Below are 22240 nucleotides of genomic sequence, written 5' to 3' on the forward strand. Positions count from 1 at the left end.
AGTGAGTTATTTAAGACTCACCTCTAACCTTGGTTGGATCAATAGGTTATTTAAATATTGTATCGCTACATAACCTACGACTAGGGTCGCCACTGCTAGTTCAACCAATGCTATGCCATGCACTTGCTCAACATACTCAGCCGGTACACCAATCTCGCTCATCCATGCGACTACTTTAAACAAGGCCGTTGCGCTGATCACTAAAGGGAAGGTGAAGGCTGCATACGCTGGGCTAAATGGCAGTCTTAACAAGCGGTAGAAAGCCATGTAGATAACCGATGTCATAAGGATGGCAATACCAAACAGCAAAGCCACAATGACCGGTGATGGTGACTCAACAAAAGAGAGGTAACCTGCCAATGAAAGGCTTGCAGGCGCAGCCAAAATAGCGATGGTTGGCTTAGCTGCATCTTGAACCAGTTCTGAGAATATAAAGCGATAAATCATCACTGGAAGCATGACTGCGTAAGTCGCCATACCAAAGTATAAGGTGTACTCACCAATCCAATGCAGAGATGAACTGCCAGAATAAGTCAGCGCCGCGACAACAATGCCTACCGGTGGTACGAACCAGCTTGGAACCATATGGTGCAGCTCAAAGTTTTGGCTTCGATGAAAAATAAAGCTCACCAAGAACACAATATGCAAGGCGACAGACATCACCCACATTAGGTTACCAAGCCATGCTAAATGTTGTCCGATGGCATACGACACCACCATGCAACCCATAGCAAAAGTAGGCACTACGCTCCCCACAACTGGGTGTGAAAGGTCTTGTTTTAGTAGATGTGAATGAAGCAGAAACTTGCCCGCTAAAACGGATAACAACACGGATGCAATAACAGCCCCTGTGATTTGCGCATAACCGCCAAAAACACCAAGATTTTCCAAACTCCATCCTAGGCTAGCAATACCTAGAGCTAGCCCTGCCATTGGGGTGGGTGCGTTGGCTAAACGAGATTGTGTTTGCATTAGATTACTCCGCTCATGATTTACTTGATGCGCTTAGTTTACTCTTGAGCTATGTTTATGAATATTTAAAGATTCAAAACCAACGTTAAGTAAAATAAAACACTATGATTCCATTTACTCTACGTCAGCTAGAGGTGTTCACCTCTGTGGCCAAAGCCAACTCTTTGTCTGCTGCAGCCCAGACTCTATTTTTGTCCAAGGCTGCAGTGAGCTTGTCCCTCAATGAGCTCGAAAACCAACTGGGTCACACCCTCTTTGATCGAATCAACAATCGATTGTTCATCAACAGTGAAGGCACAAAGCTATTGCCTATAGCCGATGAACTGCTGCATCGAGCTCACTCGATTCAGAGCCTATTCAATAACGCTGAATCACTTAGTGGTGAATTGCGACTAGGGGCAAGCGATACCATAGGTAATCAACTGCTGCCGTTTCTTATACAAGACTTCAAACAAAAACATCCGGCGGTCGATTTTAAAGCCTTGCTATCAAATTCCTCTGACCTAGGTCAGAAAATACTCGATTACCAAATTGATATCGCGTTTATTGAGAGCAATGAAGATTCACCTAAGCTCCTTCATCATCCTTTTGGTTTTGATCAGATGTGCGTGATAAGTCAGGCCGATCATCCCTTATCGAATAAAGAAGCCCTTACCTTTAGTGATCTTGAAGATATGAAGTGGTTACTGCGAGAAGCCGGGTCTGGTTCTCGCGACTATTTCATCAATCATGTCGCCGAGCATTTATCCAGTTGGCAGACAGAGTTTGAACTCAGTAGTAGCGAAGCGATCATCAATGGCGTAACCGCAGGGCTTGGCCTTGCGTGTTTGTCGGAGCTGTCGGTAGATAGTGCCATAAAGGCGGGCAAGGTGAAGAAACTCAACATTAGTTTGCCTCTCGAGCGCTCAATGCAGATCGTTTTGCACAAAGACAAATACTTAAACCCATTACTCGATGCATTCTTACAATACAGTCTTGCATGGCGTTTAACCGATCACCCCACAAAATCACCAACTCGGCTAGACTGTAAAGAGTGATTTATGTATAAATAACCAGTATTCAATTTATAAACAATTTTATGAGGATGGACCATGGCTGTTATCGTCAAGTACGTGGTAGAACGCAACGGAGAAGAAAAGATGACTTTTACCTCGAAAGCCGAAGCGGACGCATATGACAAGATGCTGGATATGGCAGATGAATTGTTCGAGCTTTTGGGCAATAGCGAAATCATCACCGATGAAGGCCAGCAAGAAGAGTTGTCTATGTATCTAGCTAAGCACAAAGAAGAGGTTCTTTACGCTCTGGGTGCTAAGCGCAAACCTGCGCCAAAGAAGCCAAAGGTTGAAGTTGTACCTGATTCTTCAGAGTCTGACGCTGCTTAAAAACGCTATCTTAATGCCCTGCACTCACCCTTGAATTGCAGGGCTCTTTTTTCTTCGCACCACTCTATCTCCCCTTTATAAAACACCCACGCTTTCTACTCCCCTAGCCCCTATTGCCTCCCTTGTTTCAGCATTTTGTCAGTTTTCGTGATTTACCCCTTTTCAGCCAAGCGAACGCTCTTTATAGTGTAAAGCTATCAACAAAATTTGAGAGGTACGTCTACTCATCTTGATGCATTGCAAATGGGTGTGAGAGGCGTGCTTGAACACGATATATGGAGATTAATTGATGTCTTTCTTTGCACTAGCACTCGGTAGCGCGACTAAAAACCGTGATGGCAAAATTATTGAAGCTTTCTTCCCAACCCCTATCTTGAACCCTACAGCAGAGCTTGTTGCAGCGGTAAAACAGGCTGCGGGTTATGAGCAAGGCAACCAAAGCTTAGAAATTACTTCTGAGCAATGTGCTGCACTTGCAAGCGCGTTTGAAAGCAATGGCCAAGCGGAAAGCGCACGTTTTGCATCAAAAGCAGCGGCATCTGAGCAACCTTTGGTTATCGTTGTACTTGAAAGTGATGAAAAACCACAGTCTGTTGCTGAAGGCTTCCTTAAGCTACAACTGATCTCTCACCGTCTAGTTAAACCTCACGGCACTGTACTTGACGGCATCTTTGGTCTTCTTCACAACATCGCATGGACTAACGAAGGCCCTATCGACCTTCCAGAACTTGCTGATCGCCAAATGGAAGCTCGTCTTGCAGGCCGCGCTCTAAGCGTAGATTGCGTAGATAAATTCCCTAAAATGGTGGATTACGTGGTTCCTGCAGGCGTACGTATTGCAGATACGTCTCGCGTTCGTCTTGGCGCACACGTGGGTGAAGGCACGACCGTTATGCATGAAGGCTTCATCAACTTCAACGCTGGCACTACTGGCGTTAGCATGGTTGAAGGTCGTATCTCTGCAGGTGTTATGGTCGGTGACGGCTCTGATATCGGCGGCGGCGCATCTATCATGGGTACGCTATCTGGTGGCGGTAAAGTGGTTATCTCTATCGGTGAGAACAGCCTACTTGGCGCAAACGCTGGTCTTGGTTTCCCGCTAGGCGATCGTTGTACTATCGAGTCAGGTCTTTACGTGACTTCAGGTACTAAGGTGCGCATGCTGGATAACAATGGCCAAGAAGTTGAAGTGGCAAAAGCTCGTGACCTAGCAGGTAAGTCTGACCTACTGTTCCGTCGCAACTCGCAAACGGGTGCGGTTGAGTGTCTAACGAACAAGTCTGCAGTAGAGCTAAACAGCGAACTGCACAGTAATAACTAATCACCAGCTAATGGTTTTAAAAGAAGAGGCTGCGTTTATACGCAGCCTCTTTTGTTTTTGAACTTTAATAGATACAAAAAAAGGGAGCCAAGGCTCCCTTCGATACTAAATCAATAAGTTAGTCTCTTACTGGGTGAAGATGAACTTCTTCTTCTTTCTTACCAGCGTCTGGGTTGTTGAATGTATCCACATCCAGTGCACCTTCAGACTTACCAACGATAACCGTAACAGCACTGTCACCAGTGATGTTTACTGCGGTACGAATCATATCAAGTAGACGGTCAACACCCATAATTAGAGCGATACCTTCTAGAGGAAGACCTACTTGGTTCAATACCATCGCTAGCATGATTAGACCTACACCAGGAACACCGGCTGTACCGATAGATGCTAGCGTTGCTGTTAGGATAACCGTTAGGTAGTCACCCATGGTTAGGTCAATATTGAATGCCTGAGCAATAAAGGCTGTCGCCACACCCTGCATGATAGCAGTACCATCCATGTTGATGGTTGCACCTAGTGGTACAGTGAAAGAGGCTACGCGGTTCTTAACACCTAAACGATGAGTTGCAGTTTCCATAGTCACTGGAATCGTCGCGTTTGAAGAAGCGGTTGAGAATGCGAACATTACCGCATCTTCCATCTTCTTCAGGAAGTTAAGAGGGTTAAGACCTGTTGTTGCTTTTAGGATAAGCGGGTAAACCACTAGACCTTGAATCAGAAGTGCAGCAGTTAGAACTAGGAAGTACTCACCTAGGTTCATGATTGCGCCAAGACCAATGGTTGTGAACAGCTTCGCCATCAGGAAGAACACACCGTATGGTGCAATGTTCATTAGAAGCGCTACTAGCTTCATGATCACTTCGTTAATGTCTTGGAATCCAGCAGCTACACGTTCACCTGTTTCACCACAAGCACTGATCGCGATACCGAACAATACTGCAAACACAATGATCTGTAGGGTGTTACCCTGTGCCATTGAGTTAATTGGGTTAGTCGGGAACATGCCTACAATAACCTGGCCCAGTGAAGGGGCTTCAGTTGCAGCAAAGCTTGTCGCAGCAGCCAGGTCTGCACCAGCGCCTGGCTGGAATACAGTACCCATGAAGATCGCCATAGAGATTGCGATCATCGTAGTTACTAAGTAAAACGCGATTGTTTTACCACCTAGACGGCCTAGAGTGGCAATGTCTTTAAGTGAGCTAGTACCACAAACCAGTGATACAAACACCAAAGGCACAACAAGCATTTTCAAGCTAGCGATAAAAATTGAACCACCTACGTCAAACAAGCCATTGACTAGATAGTTATTAATAAACTGGTTTTCGCTAAAAGCTAATCGAATGATAAAGCCTGTCAGTATCCCTAAACCCATACCGAGAATTACTCGGGCGGTCAGTGACATTTTCTTATCGGTATTCATCTATGAACACTCCTATTTATCTTATAGTTTTTGCTTTGAACGGCTACAAAGTCGCGAGCAGGTTAGCAGGCGAATAGCTGATATTTATTATCATTTGGCTTAAAAAAAATAAAAACGCGATCAAGATCACACGATGCTACCTCTTCAAGGACCCTGCAACACTGTATTTTTACAAAAAACACACATTGGCGATTAAAAATCAGACACTAAATGTCTATAAAATCACAGTGATACAATAATTGACCGCCTAAAACCCTCTCCAGTACAAAAATCCATGCAACAAGACGATAAGCACCCAGTAACTGATAACGTTTACAATACTTAGAGCGTTATTTTTATTAGACTTATCCCAACAATAAATGACACGATTCGGTTTATGTTGATTCGTTTACATTTTATTCGTTTAATGAAATGAAGAATTATTAGGACGCAATGTATGGCAACGATAAAAGATGTCGCAAAATTGGCAGGGGTTTCGGTCGCAACCGTATCAAGAGTCATCAACAACAGCCCCAAAGCGAGCAAAGCCTCCGTTCAATCAGTTACGACAGCAATGAAATCCCTTGGCTATAGACCTAATGCCAACGCTCGAGCGTTAGTCAGCCAAAGCACGAATACCATAGGTGTATTGGTGAGCGATGTTGCAGACCCTTTTTTTGGTAGCCTAGTGGGCGCGGTCGATAAAGTGGCCAGAGAGAATGGAAAGCACATTCTTATCGGTAATGGCTATCATGACCGAGAACAGGAACGCCAAGCCATAGAGCTTCTTATTAATAGTCGCTGTGAGTCGTTGGTCATCCACGCAAAGGGACTCACAGACGAAGAGTTGATTGACTATGCCAACGAAGTGAAAGGCTTGGTTGTGATCAACAGGCACATCGATGCCATTAGTTCTCGTTGTATTTCTCTGGATAATTATAAGGGCGCCTACCTAGCGACTGAGTACTTACTGAAGCAAGGGCATACGCAAATTGCGTGTATCGCCTCATCACACGCTATCTCTGATACAGAAGAGCGCATCAATGGCTATAAAGATGCACTGACTGACCACAATCAAGTGCTTCCCGAACACTACACTGAGTTTGGTAACCCTAATAACCAGGGCGGCGAAGCGGCCATGACCAATCTACTGGCTAAGTCTCTGCCCATTACTGCTGTAGTGGCCTATAACGATTACATGGCCGCTGGCGCTATGTCGATAATGGATGAAAACCACCTCTCCACCCCAGAGGATATCTCCATTATTGGTTTTGATGACGGTCTAATTGCTCGCTATGTGAAGCCTCGCCTGACGACTATTCGTTATCCTGTTGAGTTAATGGCAGAAAAGGCTACGGAACTTGCCTTACGCCTCGCCAGTGATGCTCCGATTTCTGAGCACCCACTGCGCTTCTCACCCACATTAGTAAAGCGTGACTCGGTCAGTCCTATAAAATAAAAAAGCCCCTTCTATTATATAGAAGGGGCTTTTACTATCAGGAGCTGCTATTTAAACGTGCGCGCTCTTGTTTTCTCTAGTCTTTCTAAGATTTTCTCGATGCGATCAGGGTGCACCATAAACTCTTGGAAGCCTTTCATGCCCTCTTTTGCCATCGCCGGATCGGTATCTCGGTCGTAGAACTGAGCAGTACCGTCGGAAGATGCCAGCATTGCAACGCCTTTATCTAAGAACGGGTCAGACTTGGCTTTTGCTTTACTATTGGTTGGGATCTGAAGTAGCAGTTCATTGATCAACTGCTGATTCTCAGCCTGTGCAACAAACTCTAGGAACAAGCGTGCATCGTCTTTGTTTTTCGCTTTACTTGGAATGTGCAAGGTATCCATTGGCGCGTCTTCTGCCATACCTACTGCAGGATCGATCACAGGGAACTGGAAGAAGCCCATCTTGCCGTCGAGTTCCTCAGGGAAGTTTGGTGTAATAAAGTTGCCCATTAGGTACATTGCAGCCTGTCCGTTATATAAGAAAGGTTGCGCTTCTTGCCATGAATATGACGCGTGATTCTTCAGGAAGTAGCCAGGCTCCACCAGCTCAGCCCAGTTCTCGAATGTTTTCTTCACTCGATCATCGGTATAAGGCACCTTGCCATCCATCAACTGGATATGGAAATCTAAGCCATTGGTGCGCAAGTTGAGATAGTCAAACCAGCCTGCCGCCGTCCAAAGGTATTTAGTACCAATGGTAAACGGAGTGACATCATTTTCTTTTAGTTTAGCCGATGCAGCCTTTAGCTCATCCCAGGTTTTGGGCTCTGCGATACCATGCTTATCAAAGATATCTTTACGGTAATAAATGCCCCATTGGTAATAGGTGTATGGCACACCATACTGCTTACCTTCCACCGTCATCGCAGGTGCTGCAGATGCAAAGTCTTGTACCATGTTATTGTCTTTCCAGATGTCACTGACATCTTCAAACAAGCCACGGTCTACAAAGGTTTTCATACGGTTACCCGCATACCAGAACACCACGTCCGGCGGTGAGGTCACTAGCCAGTTACGAATTGTGGTCTTGTAAGACTCGTGGTCATAAAGGTTATATTTGACCTCAATCTCTGGGTTGGCCTTTTCAAAACGGTCAACAATCTCTGCCCATGCTTCTTTTGGAGCCGGATCTGACGCATCAGAATTGATGACCAGAGTTCTTGCCTGAACTGAAGTTCCCAGCATAGCGCTCAAGGCTATACTGGCAGAGAGTAGCTTCACGTATTTCATAGTTATTAGTCCTTATTATTAACTATTCGACCAAGTTACTTGGTCGCTCCTAGGGTTAAGCCGGCAATAAAGTGTCGCTGCATAGTAAAGAACAGCACGACTGGGGGAATCGCGGCTACGACGGCTCCAGCTGACATAAATTGCCATGACGCTAACCACTGTCCCTGCAAAGAACTCAAGCCTGCTGTAACCGGCCTCACCTCATCGCTTTGCACCAGCACTAGCGCCCAAAAAAAATCATTCCAAATAAAGGTAAATACCAGCACAGCTAAGGCTGCCAAGGCTGGCCTGACTAAAGGCAGAACCACATACCAAAATATGCGCCACTCCTTCACCCCTTCCACTCGCGCCGCCTCAATTAATGCATCGGGTATCCCAACAATAAAGTTGCGCATAAACAGGGTGCAAAATCCGGCTTGAAAGGCGATATGGAAGAAGATCAGAGCCCAGTGAGTATCGTAGAGACCAAACGCAATAGTTAAGTCTCTCACTGGGATCATTAAGATTTGAAACGGCACAAAGTTGCCGCCGATAAAAAGAGCAAAGATCCAGATATTGGCTGAGAAGCGGTATTTAGCCAGAGCAAAGCCTGCCAGCGTCGATAAAGCCACTGCGCCCGCAACCGCCGGCAAGGTGATCATTAGGCTGTTAAGTAGATAGTCGCCCATCGCCGTAGAGGTAAAGACCTGCGTATAGTTCTCCACCATCTGAGTGTCTTCCGGCCAGCCCCAGTAGTTGCCTTTGTTGATATCGTCCATTGAACGTATTGAGGTGAGCATTACCGCAATGAGAGGAAGTAGCCACAAGACCAGTGCGATAGGCAGGGCAACGCGATAACTCATGCTGGCTAACGCACCTGATTTTTGAATCGGTTTGGGAAACATTACTTCTCACTCCTTAGCATGCGCCATAAAAAGTAAGCGATGTAGATATCCATAATCAGGAACAGCACCACCGCAACTGAAGCGCCATATCCCATTCGATAATTGAAGATCGACTCTTCATACATTTGATAAGCAAGTACGCTAGAGCTGCCCCAAGGACCACCCGCGGTCATAGTGGCAACCAAGTCGAAAGAGCGCAGTGCGCCAATCACGGTCACAACAATGGCAATAAAGGTGGCCGGTCTTAGTTGAGGCAGAACGATAAACCACAGCATTCGCCAACTTTTCGCGCCATCCAAGCGAGCCGCTTCAATTTGTTCAGGATCGAGATTATTCAGACCCGTTAAGTACAAGATCATGCAATAGGAGATTTGTGGCCATAGACCGGCGGCTATGATGCCGTAGGTGACTAAGTCTTCATCGGCCAAAATAGAAATAGGGTCGAAGCCTAGCGCTCCAATAGCAATGTTAAACAGGCCAAACGACGGATCGTAAAACCAAGCAAACACAAGACCAACAACAACTTGAGAGATAACAAAAGGGAAGAAGAATAGCGATTTTACAACGCGGATCCCCCTCACCTGTTGATTCAAAAACAAGGCGATCATTAAGCCAATAGGCGGGGCTAGCATAAAAAACACCAGCCATAAGGTGTTGTTTTTCAACGAGGTATAGAACGCCTCAGAATCAAACAACTCTCTGTAATTATCAAGGCCTACCCAGGTCTTTTCGCCTAGGCCATCCCATTCAAAAAAACTGAGCCAGATGCTCTGAAAGATCGGGTAAACAACATAGACACAAAACACCAATAACGCCGGCAACAGAAACAGCCACGGCGATAGTTTAGAACTTGCCTTTTTTTTGCTTACCGGAGGGCGACCTTTTGCAGTCTCATTCGCGAGAGATGGCTGCATATCGATACTCCAAAAATCATTGAGTTATAGAGGTGGAAACCTCAGCAGCAGGCGGCACCTGCAACAATGATTAGAGTGTAGACCCCAATTTATAGGCCAATATCAGATAGCGTTCATTTTGTTACCTATGTGGCAGTTTTTTCACCAATTCCCGAGAAAAGTGTTAAGTGGTAAGCCATTGAAATTATTATAGGGTTTTTCTATTGAGCAGAAATGCAAAGAGGCACTCGAAAGTGCCTCTAACTTCTAAAAACCGATGAGAAGAACTACATATTATTGAGGAACTGATAGGTCGTAGTGTGCCTATAGGTTTCACCTTCTCGAAGGACGCAATTCTGACGTGGCCACTCAGGATGATTAGGGCTGTCAGGCAGATACTGGGTTTCCAATGCGACCCCACCGTAAGTATCGTACTGTCCATCGATACGATTTGCAGTACCTTGTAAGAAGTTGCCAGTATAAAGCTGTACAGCCGGTTTTGTGGTGAACATTTTCATGGTTAGCAAACTATCTGGAGAGGTTACTGTTGCTGCACACTCCCCTTCTAAGCACTCTTCACTCAATAAGAAAGAATGATCGTACCCGTTACACGGCTTTTGCTCTTCATCCAGTAGTAGATCTTGACCAATCACCTTTGGCGACAAGAAATCAAAGCCAGTTTCTGCAACGTCACGCAACTCACCAACAGGAATGCCTAATTCATCGGTAGGTAAGAACTGATTAGCATTAACACTAAGCACATGACCTAGGCAATCTTCGCCAGAGTCGGCGCCCATCAAATTAAAGTAAGCGTGGTTCGTTAGGTTCATTAAGGTTGGTTTGCTAGTTGTCGCTGTATAACCAATCTTAACCTCATTGAGTTCAGTTAATTCATAAGTAACTATAACTTTGGCTTCGCCAGGAAAACCTTGGTCACCATCAGCAGATACGATTGAAAACTGAATACGTTGCTCAGTGGCAGCGTCAACGTTCCACCGATATTTATCAAAGCCAACTTTACCACCATGCAGCATATGGCCAGTTTCACTGACTTTTATCTGAAAAGGTGTGCCATCGATGCTGAACTGGCCGTTAGCGATGCGATTGGCGTAACGACCTACTGTTACTCCCATGAAGGCTGAGTGCTGGTTAAATTTATCCATGGTATCGCAACCAAGGAGAACCTCACGCATCTCATCTCGAACTGGGACCTGACAGCTGAGCCATGTTGCTCCAACATCCATGAATGTCGCTACCATGCCGTGACTGTTCTTTAATTGATAAACGCGTGCGGGCTGTCCATCACTGGCAACACCCTTGCTCAAACTTTCTAATAAATGAGCATGTGAAATGGTCATTGAACTCTATCCTTTAAAATGTGCATTTTACGTGTGGCTAGCCCCGTAAAATCGATATTCTTTGAGATAAAGATAACAATAATCACGAGGTAGGTATCTATTCTAATAGTGGTTATGACTAGGTCATCACGCATTGCTTTTTGAGTTTGTTGGTTAAGTTCAAAATCCAACATCTTTGTGCTCACGACTACTTGATCATTCATTGATAAATTTGATGAAAACTGCGTATTAATCAATGCATCAAAATTATGATATCTGTATACTTGCGCACCAATTAAAATCCCGTGCACATTTTATGTCTGATTCTTCACAAACCATGAATAAACGAATGAATATCGTCGCCTTAACCTGGCCTATATTCGTCGAGGCATTATTGCGTAATGCCCTGAACACCAGTGATGTGTTCATGCTAAGTGGTTACTCAGATCTTGCCGTATCTGCCGTTGGCGTTATTTCGCCGATCAGTTTCTTTATCATCATAGTATCTATGATGGTCAGCACCGGTACAGGCATCTTAATTGCTCAATATAATGGTGCTGGGCGCTCTGGCGATGCAGAACATGTGGGGATTGCCAGCGTTATCCTAGGCTTTGCCGTTTCCATTATTCTAGGCAGTTTGTTCTTCTTTTTCTCAGACAACATAGTGGGGCTGTTTGGCCTTGAGCCACAAGTTGCAGAGTATGCACACCAATACCTGATCATTAGTGGTACTTGCGCCGGATTTGTTACCACCAGCGTGGTGTTTTCTACCATTTTGCGCAGCCATGGTTTCTCTCGCTCTCCAATGCTGATCAACCTAATTTTTGGTGTTTTAAACGTCATTGGCAACTACTGCGTTTTGTATTCACCATTCGGCTTACCGGTTTATGGTGTACCTGGCGTTGCCACCGTTACTGTGATCAGCCAATTGCTTGGGGCGATCTGCATGTGGTATCTGCTGATCAAAAAAGATCTTAAGCCTAGACTCAGCAAAGCAACGCAGGTGCTTTCTTCCACCTATAAAAAGATACTGCGCTTGGGCGTTATGAACGCAGGAGAGATCCTCTCTTACAACCTTTCGCAGATGGTTATCATTTATTTTGTTGTGCAGATGGGCACCGCATCACTAACGGCCTTTACCTATGCACAGAATTTGGCTCGCTTTACCTTTGCTTTCTCTTTATCACTAGGGCAAGCCAGCCAGATCCAAACCAGCTATTTTGTCGGCAAAGGTTGGAATAACAGCATACTGATTAAGGTTCAGAAATACTTTGTGGTGGGCTTTCTCGCCTCTGTGGGAGTCAGCACCCTCTTCTACCTTGGCAGCGAAACCCTACTTAGGGTTTTCACCGAAGACCCAGAAGTAATAACCCTTGCTATGGGCTTGATGATGGGCTCAATACTGCTTGAGGGCGGTCGTGTATTTAACCTAATCTTCATCTCTGCGCTCAAAGGAACTGGTGATGTGAAATACCCTGTACAGGTAGGTATCTTGTGCATGTGGGGATTTGGCGTAGGACTCACCTACGTATTTGGCATCTACTTTGGCCTAGGCGTTATTGGCGCATGGCTGGCTATTGCGGCAGATGAATGGATTCGCGGTATTATCATGGCATTCCGCTGGCGTTCTAGAATCTGGGAACGATTTAAACTGATTTAAACATAAGGGCGAACTCATTGAGTTCGCCCTTATGTTTAACGCTCCACTGACTAACCATCACATTTTGCAAAGTGAAGTAAGAAACAGGTTTCAGGGTCTTGTATCGGCAGTGCCAGACCTACTTGCTTTAGCACACTGCCATGCACTTTTACCTCTTGATTAGCACGCAATTGCTCAATCCAATTTGGGTAGTGCTTCATTATCCCTTCACCATGTTCAGGAAGCTCTAATAAAGACAGCTGATAACTGGCGTTTTCATCAAGCATGTCCAACAGAATCGGCTCTGGAAGTGAATAATCTGGCATCGCCTTTTGACAGATAGCCAGTAGCAATTGAGTATCGTCGTAAACACCATAGGTATTTCTCGTAGCCTCACAGCTATCAATCACAAACGAATGTCCACTGTGCAAAAGTGTTCGATGTTGTTTGTACAGCTCTATGTATCTGGCAAAAGCCCTGCGCTCTTGTTCGCTTTCTTTAACAGGGTCTAGCTCCACACCCATATGACCAAACAGTGCCGTGACACCTCTAAAATTAATACTATGCTGGCGACGTGTGGTGTGGCTGTGAGCTGGACCAATATGTGTGCCTAATACTTCCGGCGGGAAAAACAGGCTCATATTTTGCTGTATAGTTTGTCTCTCAAGTGCATCGTTGCAATCTGAACTCCAGAATCTATGGGTACGCTTCAGCACTTCATAATCCATTCGGCCACCGCCAGAAGAACATGACTCTATTTCTACCTCAGGGTGAGCGACTCTAAGCTTATCAACCAAGTGGTAGAAAGCTAAGGTTTGCCCTCTAACGCCCGCCTTTTCTTCATGGCTTGGCTGAAGCAACTCTCTGTTCATATCCCATTTAATGTAGGCGATATTGTTCTGGCTCAGTAGGTCATCAAGACAACGATACAAGTAATCAAAACACTCAGGAATTTGCAGATTGAGCACCAATTGGTTACGCCCAGTAGTCAGTGGATAGCCCGATGTGCTTAACACCCACTCTGGATGAGCCCTAAATAGGTCGGAATCAGGGTTTACCATCTCGGGCTCCACCCAGATACCAAACTCCATACACAATTTATTTATGTGCTCAATCACAGGATTAAGCCCTTTGGGATACTTTGTCTTATCTAAAGTCCAGTCCCCTAGCGCGGCTTTGTCATTGTTTCGCCCTTTGAACCAACCATCATCAATAATGAAGCGCTCGACTCCCATCTGCGCCGCCTCGCTTGCCATCTGACAGATATAATCAGGGTCGTGTTCAAAGTAGATACCTTCCCATGTATTGAGGTGAACGGGTCGAGGTTTATCTTGCTCAAGTACCAAGATATTTTGGCGAACATAGTTATGATTCGCCTGTCGCAATCCATTGAGGCCACTGCAACTATATGAGGCATACAGCGTCGGTGAGGTGTAGCTTTCACCCTGTTTAAGGCTTACCTCTCCAGGCATCAGTAATTCACCCGCTTGTACAAAGCGCCGACCATCGCTTTTGGCTTCCGCTCGCCAATGATGATTTCCGCTCCAACCTAGGTGAAAGCCCCATACCTCATCGATTTGGTGGGTAAAGGCTTTATTGCCGACGATACAACCAGGAAAGTATTCATGAGAAGTGCGCCCTCGGCGATTCTCTTGGGTAAAGACGCCATGCTCAATACTGTGCCGCTGAGCTTGAAACTCCCGGCTCCATCGGCCAGAAAATGACATCACCTCTTTAGCTCGATAAGGAATGGGGATGGTGAGAACCAATTTTTCTAATTGATAATCTGCTTCGTGATGGTTAGTGAGGCTGATTGATTTACTTAGCACACCGCTTTGTCCATCAAGTATCAAGTCGATTTTAATTGAAAGTTTGGCAAGCTTATCCGCACATTCTACGGTCAGACACTCTCCGGTGAGGGTATGGCTGACATATTGAAATACAGGCGCCCAATTCTTACCTTGATGGTGCCCCTCAAGCCCTGATGCTCCAAAACTACCACGCCCGATTTCAGGACAAAGAGTGACAGGGACATCCACATCTAATCGAGCTTGAGATATAGCTCTGTCGATAATGGCTGAAAATTCAGCCTCGGAGGTTAAGGTTGGAATAGCCTTGCCCCAGTATACGATCTCTGGAGCAGGCAATAATCTGACGATGAGTGAAGATACTTGGCTATTGAGTTGCACAAACTCTTGAGGCAGTTCTTGAGACATAATGGCTCCTCAAACGCAGCCTCAAGAACTTGCTCATGACCACTGCGTCATTGATAACGGTAGGCTAAAGGTTAGTAATACAGCTATTCTCGAAGAATAGATGACAATTTTTGGTATCAAAGCTTAGCTGTAATTCATCGCCACGCTTGATTTCCCGATCGCCACTGACATGTACCTTATAGTTGTCATAACCCCCCACCTGGCCAAATAAATAGGTGCTGTTACCCAAACGCTCAACGGCCTGAGTAATAAAATGCAGGGTGTGCTCGCCATTTTGCTCAATGGAAAGATGCTCAGGACGAACGCCAAAGGTCACCTTGTCTCCTAACTCAAGAGAACTGACATCTGCTGGAATAGAAAACACTTGGTCATCCGGCGTTCTTATGGTTGCACTGTTATCTACCATATCGACCACAACCGCAGGCAGCATGTTCATCTTTGGAGAGCCAATGAACCCTGCGACAAACTCGTTCGCTGGTCGATTATAGAGCTCTAATGGAGAGCCTACCTGCTCGATATTACCTAAACGTAACACCACGATCTTATCCGCCAGTGTCATCGCTTCGACCTGATCGTGAGTGACATAAACCATGGTGTTCTGAAGTTCATCATGCAAGGAAGCAATCTGCAGTCGCATATCCACACGAAGCTCTGCATCAAGATTTGATAAGGGCTCATCAAACAAAAAAACCTTAGGATCACGCACAATCGCACGACCTATAGCGACCCTTTGACGCTGACCACCCGATAACTCTTTAGGCTTGCGATGCAGCAAACTCTCCAACTGCAAAGCGGTTGCTGCGGCCATGACCTTTTCCGAAATCACGGTTTTATCAACGCCATTCATGCGCAAACTAAAGCCCATATTCTCTTCAACGGTCATATGTGGATAGAGAGCATAGGTTTGAAACACCATCGCAATACCGCGCTCAGCAGGGTCGACATCGTTGACCACTTCACCATCGATCTCTAAAGTGCCCGATGTGATCTCCTCAAGCCCTGCAATTAAGCGGAGCAAGGTGGATTTCCCGCACCCTGACGGGCCAACAAAAACGACAAATTCACCGTTTTTAATATCAAGATCAACACCGTGGATAATTTCAGTATCACCAAAGGATTTAACTAGGTTGGTCAGTTTTATGTTAGCCATTACTCGTTCCTTGTTGGCCTCAATCTAATCAAGGCGACTTAATACCAACCGAACTAAATTGTTAGATTGGTATAAGTGTTAGTCTGCCGAAAGCGTAATTTGATAGTGATGGTGCTTGTTCTTCAGCAAGTATTCATCATGAACACTGCGACTCCATGAGTCATCACCACCGATCCCCATATGCTCAGAATCTATGCGTATATATAATCTACCCGAATCATGTAGGTCATTGATGTGATCCGCCTCCGCTAGATTGCATTGACTATAGCGACTTACCGCAAAATGGAATAAACCATTGATATTTAATGACCCTATAGAGGCATTTCGCACATCGCATCGCAAACCATTCTCCGTTGGATACACATAATCCGTATGCATCTCTTCAATAGTTTGTGTGTGCTTACCTACATAAGCAGAAAGCTTACGATCTGGATAGTTCTCATGAGGTCCTAAACCATAAAACTGTACCGCTTTTGGCCCTTTGGGTACCGCAAACTCCATTCCAATTCTTGGCAGACAAGGTAGGCCATTGGCGAGGTAAACATTCACGGTGAGTTCAATTTGTCCCTCAGGTGAGATGCGGTATTGCCAATTCGACTGGATGGCATCCACATCATTGGCCTTGTGGATCGATATCACCTCGACGAGGCAATCATTACCAACGCTTGACGTCTCAATCGAAACACAGCGCCGTTGCAAGTTATTAAGATCCGCACTATTCCAAATTGCCACCCAAGTATTAGGGTCAAGATTATTCGCTTCACTGGTGCCAATGTCGTTATCCAGCGGAGCTCGATAGAAGTTATCAATAAGAGGTAACTCAAGTATCGATTTACTGCCCTTGAGCCACTTTGTTAATAGTCCTGTAGTTTGATCAAACTCGATGGAAAAGTTGTCATTAAATATAGATAGATGCGCATCTGTCTCCGTTATCGACAGATTGTCATTTGTCGGAGAAGTGCGCTGTAGTTGCAGTTCACTACTTGCCGGAAGTTCAAACTGATGGTGTGCAAGCTGATGGCCCGCATCTGCCCAAGGCATATTCTCTATAAGGAATAATTGTAGGTTTAGGTGGTATTCACAACCTGCCTTAGCGAGAGGTAACTCCTTAAATAATTCAATGTACTGACGCCCTTCAGCTTCAATATCGAGCCTAAATTCACCATTTACAATCGTCTCGCCATTTTCGGTGATCTGCCAAATGGCGAGCTGATTTGTCACCTTAGTAAATAAGTACTCACTTTTTAACTCAATACTGAGAGGTTTGGTATCGACAAGCCTGAATTGAATAAACTGCTGCGCCTTTTTCGCCTCTAATGCACTTGGATGAGGCACTCTATCTGGAGACACTAATCCATTGATACAAAATTGTCGGTCATTAATAGTATCGCCAAAGTCACCACCATAGGCCCAGTAAGACTGGCCTTTTTCATCAACCTTCACTAAACCTTGATCGACCCAGTCCCAGATAAACCCGCCCTGCAGACGAGGATAACGACGAAAGGCGTCCCAATACTTATAAAACCCTCCTAGGCTATTGCCCATGGCATGAGCATACTCACACATAATAAGAGGACGAGTTTCATTTGGCTTGCTGATCCAGTTCTTAATACCAAATTTAAGATGCTCGGGATCATGTTCCGAGTACGGCAGATCGATGTCGACTCTAGGATACATAGGACAAATAATATCAGTGGCAGCGGACTCTGCGCCCCCACCCTCATATTGCACTGGTCGGCTAGGATCACGTTGCTTGGCCCATTGATACATAGCGTGATGGTTAGTGCCCAAACCTGATTCATTACCCAAAGACCAAATAACAACGCTAGGGTGATTTTTATCGCGCTCCACCATACCCGTCATGCGGCTCATATATGCGGCAAGCCAATTGGTATCATTAGACAGCCTTCCCATCGGCTGCTGCCCGTGAGTCTCAATATTAGCCTCATCCACCACATACAGCCCATACTCATCACAAAGCTCATACCATGTGGGATGATTCGGGTAATGGGCGGTGCGCACAGCATTAAAGTTGTGCTGCTTAATCAACTTAATATCTTGCAGCATATCTTCACGAGTGACCGCATGCCCTCGCTCAGGGTGATGCTCATGACGATTCACACCACGAATCAATAAAGGCTTGCCATTGAGCTTAAGAAGACCGTCCATTATCTCAATTTGACGAAAGCCTACTTTATAGCTTTCCGCCTCAATAAACTCCCCAGTGCTATTGAGCAAAGAAACCACAACGGTATACAGATTAGGCTCTTCTGCGCTCCACTTTAATGGGTTGGATACGGATATTTCATGAAAAGTACGATCATCATACGAACCGCGCTCATCAATCCATTTAGTGCCGCAAAGCTCAGTCACTGGCTCAAAGACAGGATTGCTCTGTGCATCAAACAGCTGTACCTGAACTTGATGTCCTTCGCTCTTCGCAGAAAGCTTGGTTTCCACTGATAAAATGGCATCTCGATAACAAGCGTCGAGTTTGGTAGAGACAAACACATCACTGATTGAAAGCAAGGGCTTGCTCAGCAAGGTCACATCACGAAAGATGCCACTGAGCCACCACATATCCTGATCTTCAAGATAAGAACCATCTGACCAACGTAACACCATCACCGTTATCTGATTGGAACCCTCAGTAAGAAACTTCGATAAATCAAACTCGGCAGGCAAACGGCTATCTTGACTGTAACCAACCCATTCACCATTACACCAAAGGTGAAAAGCGGAATTGACCCCGTCGAAAATAATTCGATTGCTTCGAGTTAACCACTCTTTGGATACTTCAAAGTTGGTTCTATAGATACCTGTGGGGTTATCGGTAGGTACGTGAGGTGGCGTGTTGGGAAATGGATACTTCACGTTGGTATAAATGGGTTTGTCGTAGCCTTGCAGTTGCCAATTGCTTGGGACGGGGATTGTCTCCCAGTTGCAGTCGTCTAACGAAGGACAAATATCGTCTTCGGAGACAAGTTCTGGTTGTTCGTATAGCTTGAACTTCCATGTGCCATTGAGGGATGTGAGTTGTTCTGAGGTGCTTTGCTGTAGAGCATGAATAATAGATGTATAAGAGCGCAATCTGGAGTGTGCTGAGAGACAGCGAACTGAATCCACATGGGAGTTTTCCCAGTGCCTTGCATTCAAAACCTGTTGGAAATTGGACATTTGTAATCCTAAAGCTCGAAGTGAGAAAGTTCACGTATAAACCAATGAGAACGTTTACACTGAATGTAGCACTAGAGCTGAAAAATTTACCTGATCGAGGTAACACATTGAAGATGTCAAAATTAGGATTGGTATGCTAATAATGATCAAATAAAAAAGGCTTATCTATAGATAAGCCTTTAAAATCAACATTTACTTTAGTTTTCTAGTTCTTGTTTATTGGTCGACCTTATATCAGACAGGGCTCTTTCAAGGTTTTCATTGGCTACTTTATAGTAAGACGGTCTCTTATCAATAGCTTGCTGCAAGTATGGAACTGCTTCTTCTGATCGCCCATTCAATATCAGGAAGTACCCTAAATTATTTAAAGCCTCTGGAGTATCCATATTTCTTTCGAACAAACTTAACGCTTGACGATTCTCTCCTAACGCTATGTAAATAAGTGCTAAGTTATTTATCGCCCTCTCGTTGTTAGGGTCCATTTTGAGCGCTCTGTTTGTCATACGTTGAGCCAAGTAATAATTTCCGCTCATATAATGAGAATAAGCAAGATTGACAATAGCTTTAGATGAGCTTGGGTTTATCTCGAGAGCTTTTTCGTAGTATCGCTTAGCTATGTCTAAGTCTCCATTCACATCAGATAGAATTCCGAGCCCAATATAGCTTCTCTCTGGAGATTTAGAATCATATTTCAATGCTTCGACTATCGATTCGTTCATATCTACATAACTAGTAGCAACTTCTGTTGAACCCAATCTTTCTTGATCAGAATTAATAGCTCTCAAGAAATAAACTATAGCCTCATCATTTAAGCCTCTCTTACTGTTTATCACACCAAGCAGCTCCAAAGATTTAATGTGACTTGGATTATATTCTAGAGATTTAACTAATGCTCTTTCTGCTAATTGACCGTTGCTCTTACGTAGGTGAATCTGCGCTACGGTAAACAATGTATCCGCTTGCTTAGTTCCATCTTTAAAAGATAATGAACGAATATACTCGTAAAGAGCCAAATCTATATTGTTCGTCTGAAGTGCCGCGTCCCCTCTTTGAATTGCTTCTATTTCTGTTTTTGGAGCATCTTCGCTAGTTAACGAGTCAATTGGTTTACCAGAATAAAGGGTCTTATCGAACTCATTGACTTCTTCCGTAGATGAACACCCTATAACGGCTGAAACCAGCGCAATAATGACAAAAACTTTAGATTTATTCACCATAACTTCCTTATTTAAAGTGCATCTAACAACATTAACAATGCAGGGCCTACTGCAACAATGAAAAAACAAGGCCAGATAAACAGTATCATTGGAAACAGCATTTTTGTCGGTATTTTAGCTGCTACTTCTTCGGCAGCCTGGTTACGCTTATCCCGGTAATCTTCAGTATATGCTCTTAGTGTATCTGCGAGGCTACCACCAATTCTTGAGGCATGCCCTAGCATACTTACCAAACCTTTTAGTTCGTATATACCTGTTCTATCAACCAATTCACTCAGTGCTGTAGGCATCTCGACACCAGCCTGAATCTTAGCACAAACAGTGTCCAGTTCATCAGCTAGTTCAGGGTGAGAAATAACAAGCTCATCTGCTATTCGCTTCAAACCAGCATTGAAGCCTAGCCCTGATTCCGTACAGACAACGAGTAAATCTAGAGCATCAGGTACACCCTGGTTTATTTTATCTTGGCGATTTGATATGAGACGAGATAGAACAATATTAGGTGCAAAGACCCCTAATGCTAGTGGTACCATCATACCGATAAGAAGATAGGAGGTATTAGCTAAGTATAAATAAGCCAATCCCGAAAAAATCAAACCTGTTACGGCTGAAACAAGCTTGATAGCGTAAAAGACATTTAAAGTGCTAGCTTGATGAAAACCAGCATGCATAAGTTGAGTTCGAATAGTTTCTTTTTCTTTCTGGCTTGTTGGCGCAATATATGGTGACAAGCTCTCTAATGTTTCGGAAACTTTTGTATTTTTCTTTGTTTCTTTTACATTTTCACCTTGTAATATCTTGATTCTTTTCTTTAAAGGTGAATTTAATGCAGAAATAGCAAAGCCGATGGTCATGACAATAGCTACTGTAGCTAGCATGATAAGCAGCAAAATGACATTTTCACTGTCACTGAATATTTGTTCAAAAAGACTGGTTAAACTGTCCATATTAAACCTTAATGTTTACGATTTTCTTTATCCATAAAGAACCTATCAATATACTAATTATCCCGGCACTTACCATTTTAATGCCTCTGGGATCTTCAGTTAAAATCAAAGCCATTTCCCTGTTAACCGCTAGGTTAAGAAGGTAAACAAAAAATGGTGACAATACTAAAATCCATGATGATAAACGCGCTTCAGCAGATAACGTCTTTATTTTTCGGCTTAGCTTAAATCGCGCTCTTAAAACTACAGAAACTTTGTCTAAGTTTTCTGTCAAGTTACCACCGGTTTCCTTTTGTAGTAAAACAGCACTAGAGAACGCCATTATTGAAACGGTTGGAACGCGATCTACCATTTGCATAATTGCTAGCCTCATATCATAACCATAATTAAGCAAATTGAACGTTGAAGCAAACTCTTCACCTATAGGTTGAGGCATCTCCTTACCAACCTCGTTAAATGCCTGATTTATTGGCTGTCCAGCTTGTAATACTCGCTTAATAATATCGATTGCGTCAGGTAGTTGCTCTTCGAATTTTTCAAGCCTTTTGCCAATTTTCCGCTGAATAAACAAATAAGTAAGTAAGCTAGGTGCAATAGTCATTGCCACTGATAAATACCAAAGTTGTGCCGTAGCAAGGCATACAAATAAGATAAGTAAAGAAATAACAACCAAACTACCTAGTAGGGTGCTAATTTTAACTCCTAACCCAGAAAGTCCTAGCATTCGATTCAAACTTTCAAAAAAATCAAATCGGATTAAAAGTCGCTCAGTACTAGTTAGCCCCTTGAGGTAGTGCTCTTGGAGCAATGATTTACTTTCATCATCTAGTGTCTGCTGGGTTTCCTTCAAACGCTTCGCTAATTCACTATGTTTCGCTTTTTTACCTGCAACAGGTAGTAATAGTGCTTGAGATATAAAAACGACCGCAAAAAATAGTAGAGCAAGAAATGCACCAAAATCACTCAT

At 44.3% G+C, this 22240-nt stretch carries 17 protein-coding genes; 5 read left to right on the forward strand and 12 right to left on the reverse strand.

What is annotated here, in order from left to right; all coding sequences use genetic code 11:
• Window positions 1–6 precede the first annotated feature (6 nt).
• Window positions 7–972 (reverse strand): TDT family transporter, encoded by a 966-nt coding sequence (locus tag OCU35_RS10305; RefSeq protein ID WP_065599227.1) that lies wholly within the window; start codon window positions 970–972, stop codon window positions 7–9.
• Window positions 973–1076: 104 nt separating this feature from the next.
• On the opposite strand from OCU35_RS10305, the gene OCU35_RS10310 reads away from it, so the two are divergent.
• From OCU35_RS10310 to dapD, 3 genes are all read left to right on the forward strand, one after another.
• Window positions 1077–2009 carry a LysR substrate-binding domain-containing protein gene (locus OCU35_RS10310; protein WP_261825315.1) on the forward strand — a complete coding sequence of 311 codons (933 nt, stop codon included), beginning with the start codon at window positions 1077–1079 and terminating at the stop codon, window positions 2007–2009.
• Window positions 2010–2063: 54 nt separating this feature from the next.
• Complete coding sequence (locus tag OCU35_RS10315; protein ID WP_102359673.1) at window positions 2064–2357, forward strand: YebG family protein; 294 nt, start codon at window positions 2064–2066, stop codon at window positions 2355–2357.
• 289 nt (window positions 2358–2646) lie between these two features.
• Window positions 2647–3678, forward strand: a complete 1032-nt coding sequence (gene dapD, locus OCU35_RS10320; protein WP_065599225.1) for a 2,3,4,5-tetrahydropyridine-2,6-dicarboxylate N-succinyltransferase — start codon at window positions 2647–2649, stop codon at window positions 3676–3678.
• A 118-nt stretch (window positions 3679–3796) separates the two neighbouring features.
• Here dapD and OCU35_RS10325 read toward each other — a convergent pair whose 3' ends face one another.
• Complete coding sequence (locus OCU35_RS10325) at window positions 3797–5101, reverse strand: dicarboxylate/amino acid:cation symporter (protein ID WP_261825316.1); 1305 nt, start codon at window positions 5099–5101, stop codon at window positions 3797–3799.
• 436 nt (window positions 5102–5537) lie between these two features.
• On the opposite strand from OCU35_RS10325, the gene OCU35_RS10330 reads away from it, so the two are divergent.
• Window positions 5538–6539, forward strand: coding sequence for a substrate-binding domain-containing protein (locus tag OCU35_RS10330; RefSeq protein ID WP_102322076.1), 1002 nt, complete (start codon window positions 5538–5540; stop codon window positions 6537–6539).
• A gap of 47 nt (window positions 6540–6586) precedes the next feature.
• Here the strand turns inward: OCU35_RS10330 and OCU35_RS10335 are convergent, their stop codons facing one another.
• The 4 genes from OCU35_RS10335 to galM all read right to left on the reverse strand — a co-directional run bounded on the left by OCU35_RS10335 (window position 6587) and on the right by galM (window position 10948).
• The gene (locus tag OCU35_RS10335; protein WP_017029105.1) at window positions 6587–7813 is read right to left on the reverse strand and encodes an ABC transporter substrate-binding protein; all 1227 of its coding nucleotides are present in this window, start codon (window positions 7811–7813) and stop codon (window positions 6587–6589) included.
• 35 nt (window positions 7814–7848) lie between these two features.
• Window positions 7849–8697: a carbohydrate ABC transporter permease gene (locus OCU35_RS10340; RefSeq protein ID WP_017242546.1), complete on the reverse strand. Its 849-nt coding sequence runs from the start codon at window positions 8695–8697 to the stop codon at window positions 7849–7851.
• On the reverse strand, window positions 8697–9611 hold the full coding sequence (locus OCU35_RS10345; RefSeq protein ID WP_017031198.1) for a carbohydrate ABC transporter permease: 915 nt from the start codon (window positions 9609–9611) through the stop codon (window positions 8697–8699). The genes OCU35_RS10340 and OCU35_RS10345 overlap by 1 nt, the downstream gene beginning before the upstream one ends.
• A gap of 266 nt (window positions 9612–9877) precedes the next feature.
• Window positions 9878–10948: a galactose-1-epimerase gene (galM, locus tag OCU35_RS10350; RefSeq protein WP_261825317.1), complete on the reverse strand. Its 1071-nt coding sequence runs from the start codon at window positions 10946–10948 to the stop codon at window positions 9878–9880.
• Between the two features lie 295 nt (window positions 10949–11243).
• Here galM and OCU35_RS10355 point away from each other — a divergent pair, with 295 nt between their 5' ends.
• Window positions 11244–12587, forward strand: coding sequence for an MATE family efflux transporter (locus OCU35_RS10355; protein ID WP_026012623.1), 1344 nt, complete (start codon window positions 11244–11246; stop codon window positions 12585–12587).
• A 50-nt stretch (window positions 12588–12637) separates the two neighbouring features.
• Here OCU35_RS10355 and OCU35_RS10360 read toward each other — a convergent pair whose 3' ends face one another.
• The 6 genes from OCU35_RS10360 to OCU35_RS10385 all read right to left on the reverse strand — a co-directional run bounded on the left by OCU35_RS10360 (window position 12638) and on the right by OCU35_RS10385 (window position 22240).
• A complete protein-coding gene (locus OCU35_RS10360; RefSeq protein ID WP_261825318.1) occupies window positions 12638–14782 on the reverse strand; it encodes an alpha-galactosidase in 2145 nt (714 codons plus the stop codon).
• 64 nt (window positions 14783–14846) lie between these two features.
• Window positions 14847–15932: an ABC transporter ATP-binding protein gene (locus OCU35_RS10365; protein ID WP_102329559.1), complete on the reverse strand. Its 1086-nt coding sequence runs from the start codon at window positions 15930–15932 to the stop codon at window positions 14847–14849.
• A gap of 78 nt (window positions 15933–16010) precedes the next feature.
• Window positions 16011–19109 (reverse strand): beta-galactosidase, encoded by a 3099-nt coding sequence (locus tag OCU35_RS10370; RefSeq protein ID WP_261825319.1) that lies wholly within the window; start codon window positions 19107–19109, stop codon window positions 16011–16013.
• A 197-nt stretch (window positions 19110–19306) separates the two neighbouring features.
• Entirely contained in the window at window positions 19307–20326 is a 1020-nt protein-coding gene (locus tag OCU35_RS10375; RefSeq protein WP_261825320.1) for a tetratricopeptide repeat protein, read from the reverse strand.
• Between the two features lie 11 nt (window positions 20327–20337).
• Window positions 20338–21273, reverse strand: coding sequence for a type II secretion system F family protein (locus OCU35_RS10380; protein WP_261825321.1), 936 nt, complete (start codon window positions 21271–21273; stop codon window positions 20338–20340).
• A 1-nt stretch (window position 21274) separates the two neighbouring features.
• On the reverse strand, window positions 21275–22240 hold the full coding sequence (locus OCU35_RS10385; protein WP_261825322.1) for a type II secretion system F family protein: 966 nt from the start codon (window positions 22238–22240) through the stop codon (window positions 21275–21277).

The organism is Vibrio breoganii (assembly GCF_024346795.1).
Taxonomy (GTDB): Bacteria; Pseudomonadota; Gammaproteobacteria; order Enterobacterales; family Vibrionaceae; genus Vibrio; species Vibrio breoganii.